25 protein-coding genes are annotated in these 25,220 nt (G+C 54.7%); 6 read left to right on the forward strand and 19 right to left on the reverse strand.

The features are described 5' to 3' along the window. Window positions 1–23: 23 nt before the first annotated feature. On the reverse strand, window positions 24–614 hold the full coding sequence (yajL, locus tag AC1MKH_RS05545; RefSeq protein ID WP_276222252.1) for a protein deglycase YajL: 591 nt from the start codon (window positions 612–614) through the stop codon (window positions 24–26). Beyond that, complete coding sequence (panE, locus tag AC1MKH_RS05550; protein ID WP_276222254.1) at window positions 577–1,488, reverse strand: 2-dehydropantoate 2-reductase; 912 nt, start codon at window positions 1,486–1,488, stop codon at window positions 577–579. Before panE ends, yajL begins: the two co-directional genes overlap by 38 nt. A gap of 127 nt (window positions 1,489–1,615) precedes the next feature. Here panE and AC1MKH_RS05555 point away from each other — a divergent pair, with 127 nt between their 5' ends. Beyond that, complete coding sequence (locus AC1MKH_RS05555; protein ID WP_015965590.1) at window positions 1,616–2,107, forward strand: YajQ family cyclic di-GMP-binding protein; 492 nt, start codon at window positions 1,616–1,618, stop codon at window positions 2,105–2,107. A gap of 99 nt (window positions 2,108–2,206) precedes the next feature. Here the strand turns inward: AC1MKH_RS05555 and AC1MKH_RS05560 are convergent, their stop codons facing one another. The 8 genes from AC1MKH_RS05560 to AC1MKH_RS05595 form a co-directional block, all read right to left on the reverse strand. Further along, the gene (locus AC1MKH_RS05560) at window positions 2,207–3,568 is read right to left on the reverse strand and encodes an MFS transporter (protein WP_276222256.1); all 1,362 of its coding nucleotides are present in this window, start codon (window positions 3,566–3,568) and stop codon (window positions 2,207–2,209) included. Between the two features lie 140 nt (window positions 3,569–3,708). Continuing rightward, window positions 3,709–4,716 (reverse strand): Gfo/Idh/MocA family protein, encoded by a 1,008-nt coding sequence (locus AC1MKH_RS05565; protein WP_327621889.1) that lies wholly within the window; start codon window positions 4,714–4,716, stop codon window positions 3,709–3,711. Continuing rightward, complete coding sequence (locus AC1MKH_RS05570; protein WP_276222260.1) at window positions 4,713–6,077, reverse strand: MFS transporter; 1,365 nt, start codon at window positions 6,075–6,077, stop codon at window positions 4,713–4,715. Before AC1MKH_RS05570 ends, AC1MKH_RS05565 begins: the two co-directional genes overlap by 4 nt. Before the next feature lie 22 nt (window positions 6,078–6,099). Beyond that, entirely contained in the window at window positions 6,100–6,903 is an 804-nt protein-coding gene (locus AC1MKH_RS05575) for a sugar phosphate isomerase/epimerase family protein (protein ID WP_276222262.1), read from the reverse strand. Between the two features lie 67 nt (window positions 6,904–6,970). Beyond that, entirely contained in the window at window positions 6,971–8,671 is a 1,701-nt protein-coding gene (locus tag AC1MKH_RS05580) for an FAD-dependent oxidoreductase (RefSeq protein ID WP_276222264.1), read from the reverse strand. A gap of 10 nt (window positions 8,672–8,681) precedes the next feature. After that, window positions 8,682–9,002, reverse strand: a complete 321-nt coding sequence (locus AC1MKH_RS05585) for an NIPSNAP family protein (RefSeq protein WP_015965584.1) — start codon at window positions 9,000–9,002, stop codon at window positions 8,682–8,684. 13 nt (window positions 9,003–9,015) lie between these two features. Then, window positions 9,016–10,692: an FAD-dependent oxidoreductase gene (locus tag AC1MKH_RS05590; protein WP_276222270.1), complete on the reverse strand. Its 1,677-nt coding sequence runs from the start codon at window positions 10,690–10,692 to the stop codon at window positions 9,016–9,018. Continuing rightward, a complete protein-coding gene (locus tag AC1MKH_RS05595) occupies window positions 10,689–11,510 on the reverse strand; it encodes a shikimate dehydrogenase family protein (RefSeq protein ID WP_276222272.1) in 822 nt (273 codons plus the stop codon). Before AC1MKH_RS05595 ends, AC1MKH_RS05590 begins: the two co-directional genes overlap by 4 nt. 152 nt (window positions 11,511–11,662) lie before the next feature. On the opposite strand from AC1MKH_RS05595, the gene AC1MKH_RS05600 reads away from it, so the two are divergent. The 4 genes from AC1MKH_RS05600 (at window position 11,663) to AC1MKH_RS05615 (ending at window position 16,040) form a co-directional block, all read left to right on the forward strand. Beyond that, entirely contained in the window at window positions 11,663–12,421 is a 759-nt protein-coding gene (locus AC1MKH_RS05600; protein ID WP_276222275.1) for an IclR family transcriptional regulator domain-containing protein, read from the forward strand. A 192-nt stretch (window positions 12,422–12,613) separates the two neighbouring features. Then, window positions 12,614–14,068 carry a sel1 repeat family protein gene (locus tag AC1MKH_RS05605; protein ID WP_276222276.1) on the forward strand — a complete coding sequence of 485 codons (1,455 nt, stop codon included), beginning with the start codon at window positions 12,614–12,616 and terminating at the stop codon, window positions 14,066–14,068. 42 nt (window positions 14,069–14,110) lie between these two features. Further along, complete coding sequence (locus tag AC1MKH_RS05610; RefSeq protein WP_276222279.1) at window positions 14,111–15,091, forward strand: hypothetical protein; 981 nt, start codon at window positions 14,111–14,113, stop codon at window positions 15,089–15,091. Between the two features lie 22 nt (window positions 15,092–15,113). Beyond that, entirely contained in the window at window positions 15,114–16,040 is a 927-nt protein-coding gene (locus tag AC1MKH_RS05615; protein WP_276222281.1) for a tetratricopeptide repeat protein, read from the forward strand. 37 nt (window positions 16,041–16,077) lie between these two features. On the opposite strand, the gene AC1MKH_RS05620 is transcribed toward AC1MKH_RS05615, so the two are convergent. The 9 genes from AC1MKH_RS05620 to AC1MKH_RS05660 all read right to left on the reverse strand — a co-directional run bounded on the left by AC1MKH_RS05620 (window position 16,078) and on the right by AC1MKH_RS05660 (window position 24,453). Further along, entirely contained in the window at window positions 16,078–16,620 is a 543-nt protein-coding gene (locus AC1MKH_RS05620; protein ID WP_276222283.1) for a GNAT family N-acetyltransferase, read from the reverse strand. Next, on the reverse strand, window positions 16,604–16,915 hold the full coding sequence (locus AC1MKH_RS05625) for a type II toxin-antitoxin system TacA family antitoxin (protein ID WP_276222285.1): 312 nt from the start codon (window positions 16,913–16,915) through the stop codon (window positions 16,604–16,606). Before AC1MKH_RS05625 ends, AC1MKH_RS05620 begins: the two co-directional genes overlap by 17 nt. Window positions 16,916–17,101: 186 nt before the next feature. Next, window positions 17,102–17,992, reverse strand: a complete 891-nt coding sequence (gene cyoE, locus AC1MKH_RS05630; protein WP_149462128.1) for a heme o synthase — start codon at window positions 17,990–17,992, stop codon at window positions 17,102–17,104. Window positions 17,993–18,003: 11 nt separating this feature from the next. Next, the gene (locus AC1MKH_RS05635; protein WP_276222287.1) at window positions 18,004–18,333 is read right to left on the reverse strand and encodes a cytochrome o ubiquinol oxidase subunit IV; all 330 of its coding nucleotides are present in this window, start codon (window positions 18,331–18,333) and stop codon (window positions 18,004–18,006) included. Further along, complete coding sequence (locus AC1MKH_RS05640) at window positions 18,333–18,944, reverse strand: cytochrome o ubiquinol oxidase subunit III (RefSeq protein WP_015965576.1); 612 nt, start codon at window positions 18,942–18,944, stop codon at window positions 18,333–18,335. Before AC1MKH_RS05640 ends, AC1MKH_RS05635 begins: the two co-directional genes overlap by 1 nt. Beyond that, window positions 18,934–20,925 (reverse strand): cytochrome o ubiquinol oxidase subunit I, encoded by a 1,992-nt coding sequence (gene cyoB, locus AC1MKH_RS05645; RefSeq protein WP_276222290.1) that lies wholly within the window; start codon window positions 20,923–20,925, stop codon window positions 18,934–18,936. Before cyoB ends, AC1MKH_RS05640 begins: the two co-directional genes overlap by 11 nt. A 19-nt stretch (window positions 20,926–20,944) precedes the next feature. Next, window positions 20,945–21,892 (reverse strand): cytochrome o ubiquinol oxidase subunit II, encoded by a 948-nt coding sequence (gene cyoA, locus AC1MKH_RS05650; protein ID WP_276222292.1) that lies wholly within the window; start codon window positions 21,890–21,892, stop codon window positions 20,945–20,947. 459 nt (window positions 21,893–22,351) lie between these two features. After that, complete coding sequence (gene ampG, locus AC1MKH_RS05655) at window positions 22,352–23,827, reverse strand: muropeptide MFS transporter AmpG (protein WP_276222294.1); 1,476 nt, start codon at window positions 23,825–23,827, stop codon at window positions 22,352–22,354. Between the two features lie 47 nt (window positions 23,828–23,874). Continuing rightward, window positions 23,875–24,453: a lipoprotein gene (locus AC1MKH_RS05660; RefSeq protein WP_276222296.1), complete on the reverse strand. Its 579-nt coding sequence runs from the start codon at window positions 24,451–24,453 to the stop codon at window positions 23,875–23,877. A 298-nt stretch (window positions 24,454–24,751) separates the two neighbouring features. Here AC1MKH_RS05660 and bolA point away from each other — a divergent pair, with 298 nt between their 5' ends. Then, window positions 24,752–25,069, forward strand: a complete 318-nt coding sequence (gene bolA, locus AC1MKH_RS05665) for a transcriptional regulator BolA (RefSeq protein WP_041686300.1) — start codon at window positions 24,752–24,754, stop codon at window positions 25,067–25,069. Window positions 25,070–25,220 lie beyond the last annotated feature (151 nt).

Here is a 25,220-nt window from a genome sequence, read left to right on the forward strand (position 1 = left end):
CGCCATCGGGCATTTCAAACGGGTTACTCGTAGTAGTTATAAATCCCCGCCGCCATCACCAGCTGTGAGGCAACTTCATGGGCTTTTTCACGCCCAACCAGTAGGTCGATAATCTTCAGGCCAAAATCAATCGAGGTGCCAGGCCCCTGGCTGGTGAGCAGGTTTACACGCGGATCCCACGCGACGCGTCTGTCCATCCACTGATCTTCCGGGATCTGATCTTTTAGCGTCGGGAAGCCGGTCATATTGCCGACAGGGAAGAGATCGTGCGGTACCAGTACGGTGGCGGGAGCGGCGCAAATTGCGGCCACAATCCGCCCGGAGAGATGGAACTGACGCACGGTTTCAACCAGCAGCGGGCTATCGCGGAAGCACTCTGCGCCTTTAATGCCACCCGGCAGGATGATGATGTCGTAATCGCCATCGGCGACTTCCACCAGCGGGGCATCGGCCAGCAGCTTCACGCCGCGCGAGCAGACGATAGTCAGGTTGCCATCGCTGGCGACGCTTGCCGTGGTGACGTTAATGCCGCCGCGAACCAGCAGGTCGATCGTGGTGACGGCTTCCGTCTCTTCACTACCAGGTGCGAGGCAAATCAGTGCCGACGCGCTCATATTCACTCTCCTTACGTTTAATCTGTTCATACAGGCGGGTGTTTTCCGGCAAGCTAAGGCCGTGGGAGCGGGCGCGTCGGAGCAGGTAACCGGTGATATAGTCGATTTCCGTGTGTCGCAGCGCCCGAACATCCTGAAGCATGGAGGAGATATTTTCTCCTGTGCGTTCAATCACCTGGGTGACGTAAAATAGCAGATTTTCCGTCGAAGTATGAATGCCTTCCCTCGCCATGGTATGCGCGACTTCCGCGCAGATAAGCTCAACCTGCGGTAAATGCTGGCTCAGTTCTCCGTTCGGGCAGTTCATCAGCGCGGTCAATGGGTTAATCACGCAGTTTACCGCCAGCTTGCGCCACATCGCCGAGTGGATGTTATCGTGCCAGGCGACATCGGGCAGAACGTCCTGTAGGGTAACCGCCAGATGGCTGTAATCGCGGTCGTAGTGTTTGGCCGGGCCAATGTGCGTGGTGCCGTTGGCGACGTGAATGATGATGTTGCCATCCCGGCGGGCGGCCTGCGTGGTTGCACCCAGCAGCAGCGGCTGCGTAACGTCGTTCAACTCTTCTACTGTGCCCATGCCGTTATGGATAAGCAAAATAGGGGACGTTGCCGGCAGTTTCTTTGCCAGCGTTTTTACCGCGTCGGAGACCTGCCAGGCTTTTAGCGTCACCAGCAAAAGGTCGCTGTGCGCCAGAAAGTCGGGGTCGTTGGCGGTAACGGACTGATTAAATACCGTGCCATCCAGCTCAAGCAGATTTACGCTACAGTAAGGCTGGGGGACGCGTAGCCAGCCCTGAACATCAAATCCTTTTTTAAATAACGCCGTGAGCCATAGCTGGCCCAGCGCGCCACATCCTAGTACTGTAATTTTCACACTGCCTCCTGAACGGCGTTGACACCCAAATTATAGCCTGAGGCGCTAAGCTTTCGGGGATAACAAGTTGAGTTATGCCGCGTTGCAGGTATTATGCAACGCAAAAGTCACTGAGGGAGAGGAAAAGATGCCATCTTTCGATATTGTCTCTGAAGTTGATCTTCAGGAAGCACGCAACGGCGTGGATAACGCGGCGCGTGAAGTTGAATCACGTTTCGATTTTCGCGGCGTAGAAGCGAAAATCGAACTGAACGATGCGAATAAAACCATCAAAGTGCTGAGTGAGTCTGATTTCCAGGTCAACCAGCTGCTGGATATTCTGCGCGCCAAACTGCTCAAGCGCGGCATTGAAGGGACGTCTCTTGATGTGCCGGAAGAGTTTGTGCACAGCGGAAAAACCTGGTTTGTGGAAGCGAAGCTGAAGCAGGGGATTGAGAGCGCGATTCAGAAGAAAATCGTTAAGCTCATCAAAGACAGCAAGCTGAAAGTGCAGACGCAAATTCAGGGCGAAGAGATTCGCGTGACCGGGAAATCCCGTGATGATTTGCAGGCGGTAATGGCACTGGTGCGCGGCGGCGATTTAGGCCAGCCGTTCCAGTTTAAAAACTTCCGCGATTAATCTGTATTGCCGGATGGCGGCTTCGCCTTATCCGGCCTACGGGGATGTTATGCTGTTACCGTAGGCCCGATAAGCGTAGCGCCATCGGGCATTTCAGGCTCAGGCGATGATAGCCTGCTCCACCTCAAACCGGTTGGTCACTTTGCTGTCGATTTTAACGTAAGCCGAGCGCTCATCACCCACCAGCAGCACCTCTTTAATCCCTTCTTTCGCCAACAGCCGCGCCTTCAGGGCATCATCAACCTCGACGCCGTCGGGAATTTCAATGCGTAAACTGCTGACATAAGCCGGTTCGCTCATGGTGATGGCGACCAGCATCCAGATTGTCGCCAGCAGTGCACCCGCCAGGAACACGGTTTGCGAATCGAAGAAGCCGTCAATCCAGCCGCCCAGCGAGCCGCCAATCGCCACGCCGAGGAACTGGCTGGTGGAGTAAATACCCATCGCCGTGCCTTTGTAGCCCGCCGGAGACTCTTTACTGATCAGTGACGGTAGCAGCGCTTCCATCAGGTTAAAGGCGAGGAAGAAAATCTGCACGCCTGCCACCAGCGCCCAGAAGTCGTTGCCGGAACCCCACAGCACAATTTCTGCAATCAGCAGCAGGGCGATACACAGCAGAAACACGCGCTTCATTTTGCGCTTCACTTCGGCATAAATAATAAACGGCACCACGGCGATAAACGAGACCAGCATGGTGACCAGATAGATTTTCCAGTGCTCGGGGGCCGGGAAACCTACCGCTTCCAGCTGGCCCGGCAGGGCGACAAAGGTAGACATCAGCAGAATGTGCAAACACATAATGCCGAAGTTCAGGCGCAGCAGTTTTGGCTCCATTAGCACTTTGCTAAAGCAGCCTTTTACCATGCCCGATTCGCGGTTCAGCGTGTGATTATGACTGTTTGGTACTACCCACAGCGTCAGTAGAATGGCCAGCGACGCGAGGATGGCGATCATCCAGAACAGCGCGTGCAGGCCCAGCTTGTGGGTGATAATCGGCCCTAATACCATGGCGATCGCGAAGGTGACGCCAAAACTCACGCCGATAAACGCCATTGCTTTGGTGCGGTTCTGCTCGCGGGTGAGGTCGGAGAGCAGCGCCATTACGGCGGCGGCGATCGCCCCGGAACCTTGCAAGGCGCGCCCAAGAATAATGCCCCAAATGGAGTCTGAGAGCGCGGCAATCACGCTACCGGCGACAAAAATCATCAGCCCGCCAATAATCAGCGGCTTGCGGCCAATGCGGTCGGAGAGTAAACCAAAGGGGATCTGGAAAACGGCCTGCGCCAGTCCGTAAATACCAATCGCCAGGCCAATTAGCGCTTCGCTTGCGCCTTGCAGAGCCATACCGTATGTGGTCAGAACCGGCAGGACCATAAACATGCCGAGCATGCGCAACGAAAATACGGTCCCTAAACCCCAGGTGGCGCGCAATTCACCCGGCGTCATTTTGTAATCGTTCATTCCCACCTCATTATTAATCGCCCCATAGTGTAGTGCGGAGCGCAGGCAGGGTAAACAGAGTGTTAATGAGCAAATATTACATTCGTGAATTATTTGTGCTGTATAGAAAAAGGCCCCTGCGCGGGGCCCTGGTCTGAAGGTCAAATTGCCTGGCGAATCTCGTCGATCACCTCCAGCGATCGCAGTGCATCGGCGGCGTCGATAATAGGCGTCGCCTCGCCGCGAATGACGGCAATAAAGTGGTTCAGTTGCAGGATAAATGGGTCGATGGCGTCTATGTGCAACGTTTCACTGATAAGCGGCTCGTGCCAGCCGCTTTTCTCGCCGTAGCGCCACCAGCGCATCTGCGGTATCGCCAGCGCGCCCTGCGTGCCGGAAATCAGGTAGCAGTTTTCCGGCGTATGCGCGTAAATCGGGTTCTCCGCCGAGTTCATCTCCCAGCTCCATGGGCTGACGCTGCAATCGCTTAACACCGCGCTGCCCAGCGTGCCGCGTGCGAAACGCAAATTCACCACCGCGCTGTCCTCGTTGGCAAAGCCTCGCGTTTCGCTGGAGGCCATCGCCTGTACCTCTTCAATTTCGCCCAGCAGATAGCGCATCAGATCGATATCGTGCACCAGGTTGACCAGCAGCGGCCCCGCGCCGAGCTCGCGTCGCCAGCTCACGTCAAAATAGTCGTCCGGTTTTTGCAGTATCCAGTGGGCGGAAACAGCGACAATTTTGCCGAGTTTGCCGCTATCGATGAGTGTTTTCGCTGCCGCCGTCAGGGCGTTATGGCGGCGATGATGGCCAACTAATACCGGCACGTTGTGCGCAAGCGCTGCGTCCACCAGTTCACGTGCGCGCTCAGGGGATTCTGCCACCGGTTTTTCCACCAGCACCGGAATACCGCGTGTTACGCAGGCCAGCGCGCAGGGTACATGCAGGGTGTTTGGCGTGGCGTTAATCACCCCGTCTGGCCTGATTTCATCGAGCATTTCCTCGACGTCAGCAAACCACGCAACGCCGAGTTCAGTGGCCAGTTCCCGCGCCTGTTCAGAGGGATCGGCAAGCGCCACCAGCGTGGCGTCTGACGCATGCTGAATAACCTCGATATGTTTGCGCCCGATGGCGCCCGCGCCGATCACGGCGAGTCTTGTCGGATTCATGATGGGCTCCTGAGCGAAGAGGTAACGGGAGGAACATGGTCGGGTTGGCCCGAGGCAAACCAGCCTTTTGCCGCGACGCCCAGCACGGTGAGCAGCGCCGGAATTCCCAGCAGCAGGAAGACGGTTTCAAATTTGAGGTCCATCGCCAGCATTTCAGCCCCGGCAAAGGCGCTGAGGATCGCCCCGATACGCCCGACGCCGTGCATCCAGCTTGAACCGGTGGCGCGCGCCTGGGTGGGATAAAATCTCGCAGAGAGCGCGTTCATGCCGGTATTCGCACCGTTCAGGCAGGCGCCGCTAATCAGCGCCAGCAGGCACAGTAGCGTGAAGCTGGCGGCCGCAAAACCAATTGCCATCGTCACCAGCCCGCCAACCGCAAAAATGGCTCCCAGCGCCCGATGTGGGTTAATGCGGTCCATCAGCCACCCGGCAAACAGTGAGCCCACTGTGCCGCCCGCCTGATAGATGGCGGTCATAATTGCCGCCTGGCTAACGGTGAGACCAATCTCTTTCACCAGCGTAGGCAGCCAGCTACCGAGGATGTAAACCAGAAACAGCCCCATAAAGTAGATGAGCCAGAGCATCAGCGTGCCGAAGCGGTATTGCGGTGAGAGCACAATGCGCATTGCGTTGCCGCTGACGGGCTGTGTCGGCAAAACAAAACTGACGTTATCGGCTATCTGGCCCGGATAGAGCCGCTGGAGGATCGCGCAAATCTGCCCGGCGGGGGCTTGCTTGATCACCAGAAAACGCACGGACTCCGGCAGCTTCCACAACAGAATCGGCACAAACAGCAGCGGCAAAATGCCGCCCAGCGCCATCAGTGAATGCCAGCCGTACATTGGGATTAGCCATGACGCGGTAAAGCCGCCAATCGCCGCCCCGAAGGTGAAACCGCAGAAAATTACCGTAATGATGAACGAGCGCTTACGTTCAGGCGCATATTCCGAGACCAGCGTACTGATATTGGGCATCGCGGCACCGAGGCCCAACCCGGTCATAAAGCGGAAGAAAATCATCTGTTCGATGTTCTGCGAAAAGGCGGTGGCGACGGTCCAGAAACCGAAGAAGAAGACGCTGTTAATGATTATCTTCTTGCGCCCCAGCCAGTCGGCGAGCGGGCCGGAGAACATCGCCCCCAGCGCCAGGCCAATCAGCGCGGTGCTGATCACAAAGCCCAGTTCATGGTTGCTGACGCCCCATTCCTGTTTCAGCACCGGGGCGATAAATCCCATGATGGCGATATCAAAACCGTCCAGCGCAATTACGGCAAACCCTAAAAAAATCACCAGCTTCTGATAGCGGCTGAGCGGCTGGGTGTTAATTAACTCTCTGACGTCCAGGCGTTGAGTCTGAGCCATAACGATTCCTCGGGTGAGTGATTCACAGGAAGGACTGCGCGGCGTTAAACAGCAGCTGTGCGCGTTGTTGGGCGGGAAGGGCACCTTGTGCGCCCGCCAGCGGAACTTCGAGAGAAACGGGGATTGTGGCAGGCAACGCCGCCAGCAAACCGCGTAAATCGAGGCCGCCTTCGCCCGGCACTTTTCGTGCGCTGCGCGCCTGGTAAATCAGCTCATCGGTGGTGTCAGGGATTTGTGCAGGGGCATCGCATAGCTGCATATAGTTCAACTGGGCAGCCGGAATGTCAGCCAGCGTGGTCAACGATTCCCCCGCCCGCCAGAAGTGAATCGCATCGACCAGAATGCCGACGTTGTTCTGCCCGCTGGCGGTAATCAACGTCTGCGCGTCACGTACGGTTTTCACCGCCGTCCACGGCATCGGTTCGAGGTTCATGGTCAGGCCGTACTGTTTCCCGGCCTGCGCCAGGCGCGCCAGATTCTCCGCGCAGCGGGCAACGTTGTCGTCATTTCCGGCGACCAGCACCTGCTGTGCTTCCAGACGCGCGGAGGTTTCCAGGAAGGGAAGCAGGGCGTCAAGATTGAAATCTGGCGTTAAACGTACAATCTCCACGTCCGATACGCGAACCCCCGTTTCCCGCAGCGCAGCAAGGGTTTCGCGCACGGTTGCGGTGTCGCCAAGCATATCGTAATCAGGATCGGTCGGCGTGGCGGGGAGCAGGCGCAGGCCAACGTGCGTAAAGCCCGTTTCGGCGGCGATGCGCACCTGTTCCGGTGGCGGAACGTCGAGCATCGTCAGTGCAGCAAGAGACAAGGAACGCGTGTTCATAGGGACTCCAGTACAGTTGCAGGTAAGGTTTTTGTTATGTTTTGGCCTTCCGTGGCAAAGCGATGTATTACGCTGTTTTTGTTATGTTTGCGGCAAGGTTTTTGCCCACCAGATACCCGAAAGTCATGGCCGGACCAAGCGTAATGCCGCCGCTGGGGTAGAACCCCTGCATGACGCTCGACATATCGTTCCCCACGGCGTACAGGCCGGGGATGGGCTGATGTTGGTCGTTCAACACCTGCGCATGTTCATCGGTCAGCAGGCCGCTGAACGAGCCCAGCGAACCGGGCAGAATGCGCACGGCGTAATACGGCCCCTGTTTTATCGCGCCCAGCGTCGGGCTGGGTTGATGCGTGGCATCACCCTGCGCGCAGTTGTAGGCGGATGCGCCGCGTTGAAACTCTTCATCCACACCGCGTTCGGCAAAACCGTTGAAGCGCGCGACGGTTTCAACCAGCGTGGATGCATCGATCCCACAGTTTTGCGCCAGCATTTCCAGCGTCTCGCCGGATTGCAAATAGCCGTTGCGCAGCCACGCCTTAACGTGAAACGGCGTGGGCCGCGCGTGGCCTAATCCGTAACGGCTCAGCGTGCGCTGGTCTGCCAGCAGCCATGCCTGCGGTTTTTCACCCTCTGGCGTCGCGGCAATTAACGCGGCGATAAAATCGTGGTAGGAATCGGCTTCGTTGGTGAAGCGTTTCCCGCTGGGTAACACGGCGATAAACCCCGGCTTGGCACGTTCGACGAGATGCGGGAACGCGAGCTGCAACCCGCTTGCCAGCGTGACGCGTGATACCGGCGCCCAGGCCATGGGGTGCTTGAGATTGTGCTCAAAATGACCGCCAGCCGCTTCGCCAAGCCGGATGCCATCGCCCTGATTCCCCGGCGGCGCGGCGGAAAAGTGGCCGTAGCCCTGACGCGCGTGCGGCACTTCCTGCGCCAGCCGCGCTTTATCGTGCGGAAATCCGCCGCAGGCCAGCACTACCGCGCCAGCGCTGACGGTTATCTCGCCTTCATCGCTATCGAGCACCGCGCCGATAATCTGCCCGTTCTGCTTCAGCAATCGGGCTACCGGGGCGTTCAACTGAAACTGAACGTCTGCATCCAGCGCCGAGCGCAGCAGGCGCGCGACCAGCGCATTGCCATTCACCAGATGCTGCCCACGTCCGTAGCGCAGACGCTGCCAGTTGTGGCGCAGCAGGCGACGGGTGGCGTAGAACGCCGATCGTGGTGAACGGGTGGCATTGAAAAAATGCGCCATATCCGCACCGCCCGCGATCCCCATGCCTGCCAGACTGATCGTCTCCAGCGGGGCGCGTAAACGGTGTAGCCAGTCACCCAGACCGCGTCCATCGTAAGGCTGTGCGGTGACCGAGCGCCCGCCGGTGGCAAAGCCGGGGGAGTTGTGAAAATCCGGCATTTTGCTGCCGGAGAGAAACTGCACCGCGGTATGCGAGCGAAAGAAATCGACCATCTCCGGGCCGTAGCGCAGAAATGTCTGCAAGCGCGCATCGGCAGGGCGGCCATCCATCTCCGCATTCAGGTAGGTAAGCGGGGCGGATTCCTCTTCATTGAAGCCCTCTTCACGTGCCAGCGGATTGCGGGGTATCCACAGCCAGCCGCCGGACCAGGCGCTGGTTCCGCCAATCACCGGCTCTTTTTCCGCGACCAGCACCCTCGCGCCATGCAGCGCGGCGCTGACGGCAGCGGATAACCCCGCTGCGCCGGAACCGACCACCAGAACATCTACCTTTACCTGCCTGCTCATCTCGGGCTCCTTATTGCAGCGGGGAGAAATCGGTCGGGCGCATCAGCACTGATTCCAGACGCTCAACCGCCGCCAGCTCGCGATTTTTACGCGAGAAGGTCAGCCAGCGTTCGTCCTGGGCCATGCGGCCACGGCGAACCAGACGGTCATCCAGGCTTTCATACGCCCAGATATGCACCACCTGATTCACCACGCCAATTTCGGTAAAGAAGAAGCCAATCAGTTTGCCGAGATGCTCGGTTTGCACTGCATACGCATCGCTCTTATACAGCGCCAGCCAGTCGGCCATTTTCAGAGGATTGATGGTGTAGGTGCGTTTTTCGTAGATCATGTTGTTCTCCTGGTTAAAGGGATTGTTGTTGAACCATATGTTTCGCGGCGAGATAGCCGAAGGTGAGCGCCGGGCCGAGCGTAATGCCGGGGCCGGGATAGGTGCCCGCCATCATGGAATCCATGTCATTACCGACCGCATACAGGCCGGGAATGGCCTCGTTTTGCTGATTCATCACCTGCGCGTCGGCGGTGGTGACCAGCCCGCGCGAGGTGCCTAAATCGCCGGTGTAAAGGGTGATGGCGTAGAACGGACCCTGACTGAGCGGCGCGTTGCAGGCGTTCGGTTGATGCGCCGGGTCGCCCATCGCCCGGTTGTAGCTGTTCCCGCCTTTGCGGAATTCGCTGTCGGTGCCGTTAGCGGCATCGCGGTTGTAGCGCGCGACGGTCTCTTCCAGCGTTTGCGGGTCGAGGTTGAGCTGCTGCGCGAGCGCGGCAAGGGTATCGGCTTTATGCAAATATCCCGCGTTGATCAGCGCGTCGTTATTAACCGGGGCCGGACGCGCGAGGCCAAGACCGTAATTTTTCATCGCCAGGGCATCACCAATCAGATAGCAGGGCGCGTTTTCCGGCTGCTGCTGCATCGCGCTGGCGAAGTGGTGGTAAGAGTTCGACTCATTTACAAAGCGAACGCCGCGCTGATTGACGGCAATTACGCCCGGTTTCGCGCGGTCGGTAACCAGATGCGGGAAGCGCTCTTCCGTGCCGTCCGGGTGACGTAAAACCGATACCGGTGCCCAGAAAAAGTTTGAGGGGAGATTGGCACCTTCTTGCGCGCCGACGCGGCCCGCCAGCTGAAATGCCGCGCCGTCGTTGGTGGCGGGCGACATGGTGAAATGTTGCTGCGTGGCCGGACGGAACTGCGCGGCAATCTGCCCGGCAGCAAAACCGCCTGCTGCCAGCACCACGCCGTAGCGCGCGCGCAGCTGTTCTTCTTTGCCTTCGCGTTTGAGGGTGACGCCCGTAACGCGCCCCTGTTCTTCGATTAACGCGGTCACATTGACGTTCAGCGCCAGGTCCAGCCCTTTGCGCAGTGCCAGTGTCGCCATCCGCGCAATCAGCGCGTTGCCCATCGCCAGACGCGTACCGCGCGGGTGACGCAGGCGATCGCGACCGTAGCGCAGCAGCAGGCGCGAACAGTGACGGAACGACGTCCACGAACGGCGCATATCCAGGAAGTGCTGAATATCGACGCGATTGACCATCATGCCGCCAAACAGCAGCATCCCCGGCGGCGGAGATCGCAGAGTGCTGAAGTGCTCGCCCAGCTCGCGACCGTCAAATTCCACCACTTCCAGCGCGCGACCCGCATCGACCGCCCCGGCTTCATCCGGGTAATAATCAGGTGAAAGCGGGCGCAGGCTGTATTTCACTGCGCCTTCCTGCTCAAGGAATGCCAGCGCTTCGCGTCCGGATTCCACAAACGCATCCACCAGCGCCGGGCGGTAATTCGCATCGCCAATGATGGTGCGCAGATAGGTTTTGATGGCGTCCGGTGAACCACTTTTACCCGCCTGGCGAGCCTGGTCGGTGTCGTTGATCCACACCGCACCGCCGGAAATCGCCGATGTGCCGCCAAAGTGCGGCGCTTTCTCCAGCATCAGCACCGACAAGCCTTTGCAGCAGGCCGTGACCGCTGTAGCAAAGCCCGCCGCGCCGCTGCCGATAACGATCACATCCCAGTTTTTCATGCGGCTACCTCGTGCTCACCAGGGATTGCGCCAATAAACTGGCCCATCAGTTTCATCTGCGCCAGAGCCATTTCAGGGCCGGTTTGCGCCGTGCAGCCGCGCGTTTGCGCAAAGGCCAGCAGTGGGGTGATCACCGGTGCGGTAACTACATCGGCGACGTGAGTGCTGTTTTGTAAGGTATCGAGCAGGGCCTGTGGCAACGGCAGCGGATCAAATCCCTGCATCCCCGCCGGAGATCCGTTGACCAGCAGGTCGAGGCCTGCAAGCGAAGAGGGCAGTTCACTGAGATGGACTTCCGGGAAGTGCGTCGCCAGACGGTTTTCCAGCCGCTGACGCGTGGCGTCATCCCGGTCGTACAGCGCCAGGTGGCTGATGCCCGCTTCACACAATCCCCAGGCAATCGCGCTGCCGACGCCACCGCAGCCGGACAGCAATGCGCTTTTCCCCGCCGCGGCAAAACCGTGCGCTTCGGCGGCCAACTGGAACCCGACGCCGTCGAGCATGTCGCCTTCCAGACGCCCGTCGGCCAGTTTTCTGACCACGTTCACCGCATTGAGATGGCGCGCGCGCGGCGTCAGGTTGTCCAGCAAGCCGGCAACACGCTGTTTATGCGGGACGGTAACCAGCACGCCGCTCATGTTCTGCCACCCTCGCAGGGCATTCAGGTAATCGGCAACCGCTTCCGGGGCGATATCGACCGGGATCATGACTTTGTCCATCTGCGTATCGGCAAAGTAGCGGTTGAAGTTTTCCGGCGATTTCACCTGTGTGATGGGATGCCCGAGTACAGCCACGATTTGCGTAAATCCACTGACCATTTTTCATCTCACTTGTTAATCAAATGTTGATTGAGTATTTCAGCGGATCCGGTGACCAACAACGCAGAATTCGGACAGGTGGGTTGTTAATCGCACTAACAGTGCGATAATCGCAGTAAATGGGCTTGTTTGTTGCGAAAGTGTGAACGACTATGCAAAATCAGATTCATTCCCGCGATTTGATCGTCGGCCTGCAAAAAGGGCTGGCGATTATTCAGCTTTTCTCCAAAGAACATCCGCGCCTGACGGTACCGCAGGCGGCGAAAATGAGTGGCCTGACGCAGAGTGCGGCGCGGCGATTTTTCCTGACGCTGGTGCATGAACGCTATCTCTGCACCGATGGTCGCTACTACTGGCTGACGCCCAAAGCGTTGCGGCTGGGGCAGGCGTACGTCGATTCCGCCCAGTTCCCGCGTATGGTGCGCCCCATCGTTGAGTACATCGCCAGCCGAACGGAAGAGCATGCGTCGGTGGGGGTGATTGATGAAAATGAACTGGTGTATATCGCGCGCAGTAAGCACACGCCGTTTAACTCGACATCGGTGCGCCTCGGCGAGCGCGTGCCGGTGTACTGCACGGCGGGTGGGCGTTTATGGCTGGCGTCGCTGCCGGAAGCGGAGTGCGAAGCGGTGCTGCGGCAAATCAAGCGTGAGCGCCGCACGCCGTACACCGCCGTTGAGATTGATGAACTGATGGCGCGTATTGCGCTGGTGCGTCAGCAGGGCTACGCCACCATCGAGCAGGAATTTGAAATCGGCATGCTGGTGGTTGCCGTACCGCTGGCCGACAGAGAAGGGCTCTACTGGGGCGCGTTGAGTTTGACCAGTCATCAGTCGCGTACGTCGCTGGATGCGCTGTGCCGGGATCATCTTGATTTGCTGTATAGCGCACGAGAAATGCTGGTGAGTTAATTTTTATCAGGCCAGTAAATAAATGCATTTTTTGATGAAAATACACTTTTACGATCGGTAGAAGTGTTATTTTTCTGTGGTTTATTAACCTCGCTTTTGATTGTTTAAATATCAGTTGGGCGAATATAAAACTATTTAAATATTTTTAAAATCTATTAAGTGTCGTCAAAAAATAAATTCAAGGACGAATGGATGTTGATAAATAAATGGAATTGGCTGTTTTTAGTATTGTCAGTTTCCGCGGTATGCCAGGCTGCCGATGATGCTGAGGGATATTATCACTCGCTTGCTGATGGAGAAAGCAAGGCGCTGTCCGGTTTGCAGGCGCTGGCGAAAGCGAAAGATCCCGACGCGCTAATGACGCTGGGTTTTGTCTATGAATACGGTGTTTCAGTTTCTGCCAGTGTCGAAAAAGCCCTCCACTTCTACGAGCAAGCCTGCGATCTGGATAGCCGCTACGGCTGCTACAGCGCGCGCTATTTTTACCAGTATGGCCAGGGCGTTGCGCAGAATACCACCCGCGCTCAGGCGCTTGCCGACAAAGCGAATAAAGAAGATATCCACGTTGATGCGACAACGCTTAATGAGCTGGTCGATGAAATCTATTCGGCAAAAGCTGCGGCAATAAAAGATCCCGGCCAGCGTTTTGCCTTTCTCCAGATGGTGATGAGTTACGCCAATACGGGGAATGAACTTCTTATGAATCGTCTGGGCTTCTCAAAATCAGATGTATTGAATCTTGCTGAATTTTGGGCGAAAGATAACGATCCCGACATTACATTTCTGGTTGGCCAGCTTTATGATGCCGGGTTCGTTAAGGTGGCCAATAAAGACGCGTTTAGAATGGAGTGGTATCGCAAGGCGGCGGAACTGGGCCAGTCTGGCGCCCAGAATATCCTCGGGCTTTTATATGCAACGGGAGAGAAGGGCGTTAAACCGGATATTCAGCAAGCGCTCAAATGGTATGAACGGGCTGCGAAGCAGGGTAACAAAGATGCATTAATCAATCTCGGCGCGATTTATTATCTTGGCGAGCAGGTTGATATTGATTATGCCAAAGCATTCCAGCTTTTTGATACGGCGAAAGAGCAGGGGAGCGCCATTGCGTGGCGTTATCTGGCCTGGATGTACACCAACGGGCAATATGTGCAGACCGACTGCAAAATGGCCGCCGACTATTTTGATCAAGGGCAGAGCAGGGTGGGGCGGGTTGACGGCTTTTTAGCCACCTGTGAAAAAGACAAGCTGGCTCGCGAAAAGGGGAGGGACGAACTGCCTGTGCTGACGCTGAAACAGGTGGGCTCGTTTATCGGCGGTAAAAACGATAGCTACGCCTGCCAGCTCAATCTGCAAGTTGATACCAACCATATTGGCGAAGTTGCCAATATGCGCGTGGGGTTAAACGTCAAAAATCGAGAAGGCGCGGTACTGACAGATATCGCGTCGTTTGCTCCGTTTGGCATGAATACGCTCAATCGCAACCTGGAAGGATATGAACATAATTCGCTCAGTCAATCCACATTGCTGCATATTGAGGATAACGCGTTTTGTGGTGAGCTGACCTTTGAAATGACCCATGCGACGGCAAAAATTAATGGCAAAGATGTGGATTTATTAAAGGCGGGAAGTTTGACGTTGGTCCAGTAAGATTACCCGATGGTTTTAATTAAACATTTTGAAAGGATTGCGATGATGTTTACGAATAGTATTAAATTCTGGAGCATATGCTTGCTCCTGCTGTGTTCCATACCAACCGCCTTTGCGCAAAGGACAATCACGCCAGCGGATGAACAGCAAATTAGCGCATTGATTTACCGGTGGAATGCTGTGTTGAATGCCGAAAAAGGCGCACAATCAGATTCTCTTTATGCTGACAAAGTGAAGTGGTATGGCGAGGAAATGACCTCGCAAAACGTTATTAATAATATTCAGGATTTCCTTAATAAAAATAAACAATATGAGCAAAGCATTGTTGATAAAATAAAAATACAAATCTTTGACCGTTTCGACATCGATAAGAATACCGATATTCTGCGTGTGAATTTTGTTAAACAGGCTGGATTAACCAGCGACAAACAACAGTACTATCCCGCTGAATTTTTAGTTAAAAAGGGAGCTAATGGGTGGCGAATTGTCAGTGAAACGGACAACATCACGCAGGCCAATCAAAACAAAGATCTCGCTTATCTCGTTGCAAAAGGAAAGTTTGATGGCAAAAACAGCAGCTACGCCTGGATGACGGAAGAGAATCCGCTTACAGGCGGCGCATGTCTGGGTGATGAGGATGGTTCCTACGCATGTCAGTGCAACTTGTGGAATAGCAACCTTAAGATACAGCCCGTCAAAATAAGGCAGTGCCTGGTGGGGGCTGTTGAAACCATAAAAGATCTGGATGGAAGTGGCCGCGATCGCGTTGCGCTGATCCCTGACTGGTGGAGTAGTACATGGCGAGTGGTTTATCTCTACGACATCCAGCAGGGGCAATGGATTAAAACAATGCCTTCTTTCTCAATGCATATTAGCCTTCAGGAAGGTACTACGGCTGATGCGCTCTTCCAGCCAGATCCTCAGCATCCAGGAATGGTAAAAGTGACGGATGTGGATATTGATGAAAATAGTGGCATACCCGAGCTTAAAGTCGAAACGCGTAAGTTATGGGAGTTAAAGTAAGCTAGCTTTTAAGAGGTAATAGGTGAATTTCAATAATAGGATTTTACTGCTTTGTAGCCTGATACTGTCATCAGGCTGTCTGGCAGTAGGGAAAGCTCGCGAATTATATGATCGTGGGTTAGTTGAAAAACCAGTACCTAAACTCCTGAGCGAGCTGCGCGATATGGCCAATAAGGGCGATGCGCAGGCGCAGGCATTGCTGGGTTGGGAATATTACCAGCCCAGGTATGACACGACACCTGATATTCAGGAAGCCTTAAAATGGTTTACGTTAGCCGCTGAACAGGGAGAGAGTGAGGCGCTGCTGGCGCTTGGTCAAATCTACTATTCCGGCGAGCTGGTCCGTGTGGATTACGCGAAAGCTTACTCATTCTTTAATCAGGCCGCAAAGCATGGAGAAAAAGCGGCCTGGTCGAATTTGGGGCTGATGTATGCCAATGGGCAGTACGTTGAGGCGGATTGTTCTAAAGCGAAGGAATATCTGGATAAGGGCGAACACATTTTCACAGGCCCGGAGGATTTTCTTTCCGCTTGCCGAAAAGATAGTGTTGATCGAAAAACGGCGAGTGCCACGTTACCCGTGCTGAAACTCCAGCGCGTGTATATGTTTTTGGCGGATGAAAATGACAAATTTGCCTGTCGATACGGCGTTATGGTGAGTACCAATAAACTGGGTGAAGTCGCAAACCTGCGCGTCACGCTAGGTATAAAAAACAACGCCGGTAAGGAGATAACGCAAACATTGGGCTTCGCGCATTTCGGTATGAACAGGATGGATATTAATTTCACCGATTATATCGGGAGTTCATCTTCCAGCGATGCGGAACTTGTCATCTATAAACCTGAATTTTGTTCTGCTGTGAAGTTCAGGATAACCGCAGCGACGGCAACCATTAACGGCAAAGACGTTGATGTTGCGAAAGCGGGGATTTTAAAACTGGCACCATAAATCTGTCGGATGGTTTCAGCACCATCCGACAAAATGTCTACGCTGCAATAATATGCTGAATGGCTAAAAACATCGGCACAGCGCCAAAGGCATTCGGCGTATCCGAAAGTTGCACAAAACCGAGGTGTACATAAAAATTAATCGCTGCCGGGTCAGCGTCGAGATAGACTCCTTTAATCGGCAATGCCTGGTGGATGATTTTGACATGCTCAAAAAAGTCGCACAACAAATCCTGACCATAGCCCTGTTTTTGGTATTTACGCGCCACGCCAAGCATGACCAGCCTTACGACGCCTATTTCTGACGGTTGCGAGCCTTGCAATACGCCCGACACGCGTTGTTTTTCCAGCGAGTAGGCGGTAAAGGTGCAGATGCCGATAAGTTCGCCGCTGTTACTGTCGATAAGTGCTTTTGCAGCACAGTCACTGTTACGCACGCTCTTCTTAAGTGACGTGCGAACAAATTTATCGATAACGGGGTTACCGCAATCGAAGTGTTTTTGCCCCGGGTAGGTAATGTCAGACTGATAATTACAGGAGAGCATCGGGGTGAGGGCCCGCTCCTCAGGCAGATTGACCATCGCTCTTTTTCCTTCTCATTAACGCCTTGAGTGCGAGCGTCGGCTGAGCAGGTTCCGCGATGAGCTGATTCATCAGTTCCCAGCTTTGATTCGAAAGCTCGCGACGACGCTGGTTATCCAGCACGCTTTCGGCGCGTTCCATGGCGGCGCTCAGGATAAAGGCGCTTAAATCTAACCCAACGGCTTCGGCAGCTTCGCGAAGTCTGTTCTTGGCGTCGGAGCTGGTTTTCAGTTCAACCCGCGCGTTTTTCAGCGCTTTCTCGACGTCGGGCAGAGTGGCGGTTTTACCAGGCATGATTGACCTCTTAATGTGGCTGAATGAAATCCTGGTGATGGATTCCATACATAGTACGGCTGTTAGCCGTATGAAATAATCTATACCCAAAGCGTTATCGCGTCAAACGATACGGTTAATAGCCGTATATTGAATTGCAGACAATAAAAAACCCGCCGCAGCGGGTTTTTTCACATCCTTCAAACCTTACCAGACGTACGTCAGCAGGCTTTGGGAGTTCGGGACCATAAAGTCGATGGACATCATTACAGAGAGCGCGGTAATGGCGATGATGGAGAAGCCGAAGAGCTTGCGCGCCCAGACCTTATCATCTTCCACTTTATAACCGCGCAGCGCCATGCCGAGCCACCACACGCTGACGGCCGCCGCAACGATCAGGTATTTATAACCTGCATAGCCGCCAAGCGTCAGCATCAGGGTAGCGATAGCAAACGCCACGATGTACAGCGTGATGTGGTTTTTCGCCACTGAAATGCCTTTCACCACCGGCAGAACCGGAATGTTCGCCGCCTGATAATCCTTGAAGCGGAAAATCGCGATGGCGTAGGAGTGAGGCATCTGCCAGAGGCTGAAAATCGCCAGCAGGATCAGCGCGCCGCTGTCAAACGTACCGGACACCGCGCAGTAGCCAATCACCGGCGGCGCAGCGCCGGAGAGAGAGCCAATCAGCGTGCCGTAGACGGAATGGCGTTTCATGTACAGGCTGTAAACGCCGACATAAACCACAAACCCCATCACGCCCAGCCAGCAGGCCAGCGGGTTAGCGCCGAACCACAGCAGCATGAAGCCAGCAATACCCAGCAAGGTGGCGTAGACCAGCGACGTTTTAGGCGCCATCAGTCCTTTGACCAGCACTCGGTTTTTCGTACGTTCCATCTTACGGTCGATGTCACGATCGATGTAGTTGTTGAATACACAACCCGAGGCGACCACCAGAGACACGCCAATCAGCGTCGCGACAAACAGCGGGTAATCGATGCTGCCCTTGGAGGCCAGCAGGAAACCGCCGATCACGGAGATCAGGTTGCCAAAAATGATGCCTGGTTTCGTTACTTGCAGGTATTGCTTAAACATCATACTCGCCGCTCTTAGTGAACCATCATGTTGTAGTTCAGGTTCCACATAATCCAGATGGAGCCTACAACCACGATGGCAATGATGATCACGGTGAAGACAAACGCAGTCAGGTTCCAGCCTTCGTCAGACTTCGAGTTCATGTGCAGGAAGTACACCAGGTGTACCAGAATCTGCACCACCGCCGTTACCAGAATGGTTCCCAGAATCACCGCCGGCGACGCTATACCCGTCATCACCATCCAGAACGGAATAACCGTCAGGATGATGGACAGGATAAAGCCCGTCATATAGGACTTCACGCTGCCGTGGGATGCGCCGTTGTGATCGGTAGAATGACTCATTACATCGCCCCCATCAGATAAACTACAGAGAACACACAGATCCACACTACGTCCAGGAAGTGCCAGAACAGACTCAGGCACATGATACGGGTGCGGTTAGTGCTGGTCAGCCCGCGACGGGAAACCTGAATCATCAGCACGGCCATCCAGATAAGACCAGAGGTGACGTGCAGACCGTGGGTACCTACCAGCGCGAAGAACGCGGACAGGAAGCCACTGCGATCCGGGCCCATACCTTCAGCAATCAGGTGATGGAATTCATAGATTTCCATCCCGATGAACCCTGCCCCGAAAAGGAAGGTCAGAGCGAGCCAGGAAACGACCTGGCTCTTGTTGTTTTTGTACATGGCGATAGCCGCCATGCCATAGGTAATGGAGCTGAATAACAGCAGGAAGGTTTCCACCAGAACGAACGGCAGTTCGAAGATGTCCTTACCGGTCGGGCCGCCTGCTGTGCCGTGCATCAGCACGGCATAGGTCGCGAACAGACAGGCGAACAAAATACAGTCGCTCATCAGGTAGATCCAGAAACCGAATACCTTATTCGGGCCTGCATCGTGGTGCCCATGTTCGTGCGCGTGGGCGTTATGCGCCAGAGTATCAGTTGCCATTTTTCAGCCCTGCCTTAGAAATCTCATCGAAATGCTGGTTTTCCAGTTTTTCGACTTCAGCGACCGGCACGTAGTAGTCCACGTCCTCGTCGAAGCTTTTCACAATCCAGCTGATAACAATGCCCGCGAAGCCGACGATTGCCATCCACCAGATATGCCAGATCATGGCGAAACCGAAGATAGTCGCGAAGGCGGCAATCACGATGCCCGCACCGCTGTTTTTCGGCATATGAATTTCTTCATATTTCGCTGGCTGTTTGTACGCTTCGCCTTTCTCTTTCATTTCCCAGAATGCATCGCGTTCATGGATCTGCGGCACAATGGCAAAGTTATAGAACGGAGGCGGGGAAGAGGTTGCCCACTCCAGCGTACGGCCACCCCATGGGTCACCGGTCAGGTCACGGTTCTGGTCGCGGTCGCGAATAGACACGTAGAACTGAATCAGCTGGCACAGGATACCCAGAGCAATCAGTGCCGCACCACAGGCTGCAACAACCAGCATGGTGTGGAACTGCGGGTCAATCTGCTGGCTGAGGCGACGGGTCATGCCCATGAAGCCCAGCACGTACAGCGGCATGAACGCCACGAAGAAGCCGATGATCCACAACCAGAATGCGCGTTTACCCCAGGTTTCGTTCAGCGTGAAACCAAAGGCTTTCGGCCACCAGTAGGTCAGACCTGCGAAGCACCCGAAGACCACACCACCGATAATTACGTTATGGAAGTGCGCAATCAGGAACAGGCTGTTGTGCAGCACGAAGTCTGCGCCCGGTACCGCCAGCAGTACGCCGGTCATACCACCTACAGAGAAGGTCACGATAAAGCCGATAGTCCACAGCATGGCTGAGTGGAATACGATACGGCCCTGGTACATGGTGAACAGCCAGTTGAAGATCTTCACCCCGGTCGGGATGGCGATAATCATCGTGGTAATACCGAAGAAGGCGTTTACGTTCGCGCCCGCACCCATGGTAAAGAAGTGGTGCAGCCAAACGATGAACGACAGGATGGTAATACACACGGTCGCCCACACCAGTGAGGTGTAGCCAAACAGGCGTTTACGCGAGAAGGTCGCCGCGATTTCGGAGAAGACACCGAATACCGGCAGAACCAGGATGTACACTTCCGGGTGGCCCCAGGCCCAAATCAGGTTGATGTACATCATCATGTTGCCGCCCATATCATTGGTGAAGAAATGGGTGCCCAGATAGCGATCCAGGGTCAGCAACGCGACGGTAACCGTCAGAATTGGGAAGGAAGCAATAATCAGGATGTTGGCGCACAGTGATGCCCAGGTAAATACCGGCATCTTGAACATGGTCATGCCCGGTGCACGCATCTTGATGATAGTGACGAAGAAGTTGATACCCGTAAGCGTTGTACCGACACCGGAGAGCTGCAATGCCCATATCCAGTAATCGACCCCGACGCCCGGGCTGTATTCAATTCCCGACAATGGCGGATAGGCCAGCCAACCGGTCTGTGCGAACTCACCGACGCCCAGAGAAAGGTTAACCAGAATCACACCGACAACCGTAAACCAGAAGCTCAGGTTGTTCAGGAACGGATACGCAACGTCACGCGCACCAATCTGCAGCGGAACCACGAGGTTCATCAGACCGATAACGAATGGCATCGCCACGAAGAAGATCATGATAACACCGTGAGCGGTGAAGATCTGATCGTAGTGGTGCGGCGGCAGGAAGCCCGCCTCGCCCGCGGAAGCCAGCGCCTGCTGGCTACGCATCATGACGGCGTCGGCAAAGCCACGCAGCAGCATGACGATAGCGACGATGACATACATAATGCCAAGGCGTTTGTGGTCGACCGAGGTCAGCCACTCTTTCCAAAGGTAGCTCCACTTACCGAAATAAGTGATCGCTGCCAGTATCGCCAGTCCCCCGACGATAATTGCAGCTATCGTTACCATGACAATTGGTTCATGGAACGGCACTGCATCCAGTGTCAATTTTCCGAACATCGTTTTCTTCCTCGGCCCCTTAGTGAGCGGCTTCCGCGTGGCTCATGTCCATGCCTTCCATCCCTTCATGCGCTGCGTGCTCGCCTTCAGGTTGGGACATTTTCATGTTTGTGTCGTGAGACATAAATTTGCCCGTAATAGCCTTAAACAAATCCGGTTTCACGCTGGAGAAGTACTCCACCTTGTTGTATTCACTCGGTGCAGCCACTTTCTCAAATGCCGCCATGTCATCCATGGTGTTCCCAGACTGTTTCGCTTTCGCGACCCACTGGTCGAACGCGGCACGATCCGGCGTCGCAATGGCTTTGAACTTCATACCAGAGAAGCCCGGGCCACTGTAGCTGGCGGAAATACCGTCATAGATACCCGGCTCGTTCGCGATCAGGTGCAGGTTAGTCTGCATACCGGCCATCGCGTAGATCTGGCTACCCAGACGCGGGATGAAGAAGGAGTTCATCACGGAGTTCGAGGTCACTTTGAACTGCACCGGAACGTTCGCCGGGAAAGCGATTTCGTTAACGGTAGCAATGCCTTGTTCCGGATAGATGAAGAACCATTTCCAGTCCAGAGAAACCACTTCAATAGTGATAGGCTTCTCGTCATGGGCTAACGGTTTGCTTGGTTCAAGAGCGTGCGTGGTTTTCCACGTCAGTACGGCGAGGAAAATGATGATCAGAATAGGAACCGTCCAGACCACAGCTTCCACTTTATTGGAGTGTGACCAGTTCGGGCTATACTTCGCATCTTTATTACTCGCACGGTACTTCCAGGCGAAACCAACTGCCATCAAGATGGCGGGAATAACGACAATCAACATCAGGCCGAAAGCCGTCAGTATGAGCGAACGTTGCTCCAGTCCTATCTGTCCTTTGGGGTCAAGAAGTGCAGAATCACAACCACTGAGTAAAACCGTGCCTGCGATTAATGACAACCATCCCAAACTTTTATTGTATTTCCTGAGTCTCATGTAACGACCTCAATTCCACGGGGTTTGGTGGCGCTTAAAGCGTGTGGGTATTTTACGGGAAAGTTACATTACTGTAAATGCGAATGGCACTCTGTCAGTTATCTGTTACTAGGTTCTGCCGTCGATGTCACACATGTTGCCAATTGTGTCTATTTTTCAGGCAGATTGCCCATTTGACGGGTGTTATAACGAAGGGGGGATAAAAAGCACATATGAAATGTCAATTGGTATAACCATTGTCAATAATATACAAATAATTAACAATTAATCATCAAATCCGCGACAAATCAGTAAAGAGAAAATAATAGAACGGTTGCTGAATCGGTTAATGAAATAAAGCACTTTTTATTGGTTCCAGTAATTTCCAGAATTCTAAAAAGCACGAAACAACAAATTATCCAGTTGGTTCATGGGAGTCCAAAATAATTACATATCGTGATTACAAAGGACTCGCATGATTTACATCTGATGCGTTTTACGTAGCGCCAGATAATCGAGCACGCAACCGACTAAAATCCCGGCAATGGCAATCAATGCTCCGGCTTCCAGAACGCTGGTCGAGAAGGGGAGTGACGCCAGATCCAGCGCATCAATTACCAGCATGACCAGCCACGCGCCTAACAACAGTGCGCCAATGAGCAACAGACGCAGGGCAAAGCGATAGCCCCCACTGAAGGTGCTGCGCGGCATAAACTGTTCGGTTTGCTGGGTATATTCCAGCGTCCGGCGGCAGACAAGCAGCAATAAAATTCCCGGAACGGCGGCGATAACCGAGAACAGATAGAACGTCGGCCAGCCGTGTGCTTCAACGAACCAACCGGCGATAGGCCCCACGTAGACGCGGCCCACGGCAGAAAGCGCCGATAACAGGGCGAACTGGGTGGCTGAGAACGACTTGTTACACAGCGTCATCAGCAGCGCGACAAACGCCGCGGTTCCCATCCCGCCGCACAGGTTTTCGAAGAATACCGCCGCGCCCATCGAGAAGAGATGTTTATCGGTGACCGACAGCAGCCAGTAACCCGCGTTCGATACGCCTTGCAGGATGCCGAAAATCAGCAATGCCCGGAACAGCGTTAAACGCTGCATTAACACGCCGCCGTACAACGCGCCGACAATGGTGGCGAACAGGCCAAGGGTTTTGTTTACCATTCCGACTTCACCGGCATCAAAACCGACGCCGCGAATCAAAAAGGTGGTGGTCAGGCTCATGGCGAAGGCATCGCCCAGCTTGTACATCACGATCAGCAACAGAATCAGCCACGCATTGTTGCGACCAAAGAAATCCTTTAACGGCGCAACAACGGCCTGTTCCAGGCTGCGCGGCACGGGAATGACGTCGCTGGGCTCTGGCGCGAGCAGGGTGGCGATAATACATGGTACCAGCAGTGCTGCCATCAGCCAGTACATGCCTTGCCAGCCCAGCCATTTATCGGCCAGCCACAGCGCCAGACCGCCGGAAACCAGCATCCCCAGGCGATAGCCGAGCACGCTGATTGCCGCGCCTGCCCCGCGTTCTTCCGCAGGCAACACGTCGGTTTTCCAGGCGTCGAAGACAATATCCTGCGAAGCGGAACAGAAGGCGATCACCACCGCCAGCGCCGCCATCCAGCGCAGCTGTGAGGCGGGCTCAAGGAAGCCCATCGCGGCAATAGCGATCAACAGCAAACATTGCGTGGTCAGCAGCCAGCCGCGACGGCGGCCCAGGAACGGCGGCGTGTAGCGATCCATCACTGGCGACCAGAGAAACTTAAAGACGTAAGCCTGGCCGACAAGGGAGAAGAAGCCGATCGTTTTCAGATCGATGTTTTCGACGGTCATCCACGCTTGCAGCGTCCCGGAGGTGAGCGCAAGGGGTAAACCGGAGGCAAAACCAAGAATCAGCAGAATGGCCGATTTAGGTTGTTGGAAAATACGTAAATAATGGCTGGACATGTTCTTATAGCACTGACCCGACGTGGTGTCGGGTCAGTTTAGTGGGATTAACGCGCGTTTTGCTTGATAAAGTCGTGGACGCTGGTGTCCTGAGACATATCGGCAATGGTATCGGTCAGAACGCTGTTTACAGCGTTAGCGATATTTTTGTTCGATGCCTGGAACGCCCCTTCAACGGAGTAGCTGGCGCGATAGTTTTTAGTCATCTTGTTGCCGTTCTTCGCGGTAGCGATGATGGCGATATCGGCTTTGGTCGCGATGTTGTAACGCACGTTGCCCTGAGAGACATCCGCGTACAGGTTGCTGACGATGATCTGCAGGTCGACCGCGCCGTTAGGTCCAATCATATAACCGCGCGCGGTCATCTGTTTTTCCAGCACTTCTTGTAACAGGAAGCGCAGGTCGCGAGAGGCAGTCAGAGTAACCTGCTGGTTGTCGCGGGTGACTTTGGCCAGTGCCTGATCCTGACGCTGGTCAGCGCCGTTGATGCTGACGGTTACGCCCATCAGGCTGGGATCCTGCTGCGGCAGAGTCATTTTAGGAGACACATCAATGGTGGTCGGCGGCGTGGCGCATCCTGCCAACATAAACAGTGCTACTAAGGGAAAGAGGATTTTTTTTAACATGTTCAGGCTCTCAAACGCATTGTTTACTGAAAATTCCCGCCATCATAACATCGCCAACGGCAAGGGGAAGTAGGCAATGCATGTAAATTCATCGTGTTGTGCGTTTTATAACCTTGCGCCGCAACAATGACCTCGGCGTGAGGCGTAAAAGGCGTGAGAAGGCAGTTAACGCCATTGGTTTGCCGGTTCACATCAGACAAACGCTAATTTTTTGTTGTCTTTGTGTAATGGAAACGGTAAAAGCGGCTAACATTTAAAGGGATAGACGGCATCTCAACGTTGTCGGAGGAGTAACTTCATGATGATACGTGAACATATAGAAGAAAAATTAAGGGCAGCGTTTGAACCTGTGTTCCTCGAAGTGACGGATGAGAGCTATCGTCACAACGTACCGGCGGGTTCTGAAAGCCACTTCAAAGTGGTGCTGGTCAGCGATCGTTTCACCGGTGAACGTTTTCTCAATCGCCATCGCATGATCTATGGCACGTTAACGGAGGAACTGGCTTCCACGGTGCACGCTCTGGCGTTGCACACCTACACGCGTAAAGAGTGGGAGGGGTTACAGGATACAGTCGTCGCATCACCACCTTGTCGTGGCGCGGGCAGTCTCGCGTAGAAAAGGCATTTGCAACTAACGGAACTTTTCCAGTATGTTGCGTACAGATTTATGAGAAAACGGCCTGCGGGCCGTTTTGTTTTGTCTGAAAAATGGACCTGTTTGACCTTTTTCAGACAAAAATTCGCCGGGAATTGTGAAAAAAGCCGCA

The organism is Pseudocitrobacter sp. CD920760 (genome assembly GCF_057782505.1).

What these genes read in the sequence shown, in the direction of transcription:
- AC1MKH_RS05580 (WP_276222264.1), bottom strand. Translation starts at nt 8,671, where the DNA reads ATGAGCAGGCAGGTAAAGGTAGATGTTCTGGTGGTCGGTTCCGGCGCA.
- AC1MKH_RS05605 (WP_276222276.1), top strand. Translation starts at nt 12,614, where the DNA reads ATGTTGATAAATAAATGGAATTGGCTGTTTTTAGTATTGTCAGTTTCC.
- yajL (WP_276222252.1), bottom strand. Translation starts at nt 614, where the DNA reads ATGAGCGCGTCGGCACTGATTTGCCTCGCACCTGGTAGTGAAGAGACG.
- AC1MKH_RS05635 (WP_276222287.1), bottom strand. Translation starts at nt 18,333, where the DNA reads ATGAGTCATTCTACCGATCACAACGGCGCATCCCACGGCAGCGTGAAG.
- AC1MKH_RS05640 (WP_015965576.1), bottom strand. Translation starts at nt 18,944, where the DNA reads ATGGCAACTGATACTCTGGCGCATAACGCCCACGCGCACGAACATGGG.
- AC1MKH_RS05570 (WP_276222260.1), bottom strand. Translation starts at nt 6,077, where the DNA reads ATGGCTCAGACTCAACGCCTGGACGTCAGAGAGTTAATTAACACCCAG.
- AC1MKH_RS05590 (WP_276222270.1), bottom strand. Translation starts at nt 10,692, where the DNA reads ATGAAAAACTGGGATGTGATCGTTATCGGCAGCGGCGCGGCGGGCTTT.
- cyoA (WP_276222292.1), bottom strand. Translation starts at nt 21,892, where the DNA reads ATGAGACTCAGGAAATACAATAAAAGTTTGGGATGGTTGTCATTAATC.
- cyoE (WP_149462128.1), bottom strand. Translation starts at nt 17,992, where the DNA reads ATGATGTTTAAGCAATACCTGCAAGTAACGAAACCAGGCATCATTTTT.
- cyoB (WP_276222290.1), bottom strand. Translation starts at nt 20,925, where the DNA reads ATGTTCGGAAAATTGACACTGGATGCAGTGCCGTTCCATGAACCAATT.
- AC1MKH_RS05575 (WP_276222262.1), bottom strand. Translation starts at nt 6,903, where the DNA reads ATGAACACGCGTTCCTTGTCTCTTGCTGCACTGACGATGCTCGACGTT.
- bolA (WP_041686300.1), top strand. Translation starts at nt 24,752, where the DNA reads ATGATGATACGTGAACATATAGAAGAAAAATTAAGGGCAGCGTTTGAA.
- AC1MKH_RS05610 (WP_276222279.1), top strand. Translation starts at nt 14,111, where the DNA reads ATGATGTTTACGAATAGTATTAAATTCTGGAGCATATGCTTGCTCCTG.
- AC1MKH_RS05620 (WP_276222283.1), bottom strand. Translation starts at nt 16,620, where the DNA reads ATGGTCAATCTGCCTGAGGAGCGGGCCCTCACCCCGATGCTCTCCTGT.
- AC1MKH_RS05595 (WP_276222272.1), bottom strand. Translation starts at nt 11,510, where the DNA reads ATGGTCAGTGGATTTACGCAAATCGTGGCTGTACTCGGGCATCCCATC.
- AC1MKH_RS05585 (WP_015965584.1), bottom strand. Translation starts at nt 9,002, where the DNA reads ATGATCTACGAAAAACGCACCTACACCATCAATCCTCTGAAAATGGCC.
- AC1MKH_RS05660 (WP_276222296.1), bottom strand. Translation starts at nt 24,453, where the DNA reads ATGTTAAAAAAAATCCTCTTTCCCTTAGTAGCACTGTTTATGTTGGCA.
- AC1MKH_RS05625 (WP_276222285.1), bottom strand. Translation starts at nt 16,915, where the DNA reads ATGCCTGGTAAAACCGCCACTCTGCCCGACGTCGAGAAAGCGCTGAAA.
- AC1MKH_RS05600 (WP_276222275.1), top strand. Translation starts at nt 11,663, where the DNA reads ATGCAAAATCAGATTCATTCCCGCGATTTGATCGTCGGCCTGCAAAAA.
- ampG (WP_276222294.1), bottom strand. Translation starts at nt 23,827, where the DNA reads ATGTCCAGCCATTATTTACGTATTTTCCAACAACCTAAATCGGCCATT.
- AC1MKH_RS05555 (WP_015965590.1), top strand. Translation starts at nt 1,616, where the DNA reads ATGCCATCTTTCGATATTGTCTCTGAAGTTGATCTTCAGGAAGCACGC.
- AC1MKH_RS05565 (WP_327621889.1), bottom strand. Translation starts at nt 4,716, where the DNA reads ATGAATCCGACAAGACTCGCCGTGATCGGCGCGGGCGCCATCGGGCGC.
- AC1MKH_RS05560 (WP_276222256.1), bottom strand. Translation starts at nt 3,568, where the DNA reads ATGAACGATTACAAAATGACGCCGGGTGAATTGCGCGCCACCTGGGGT.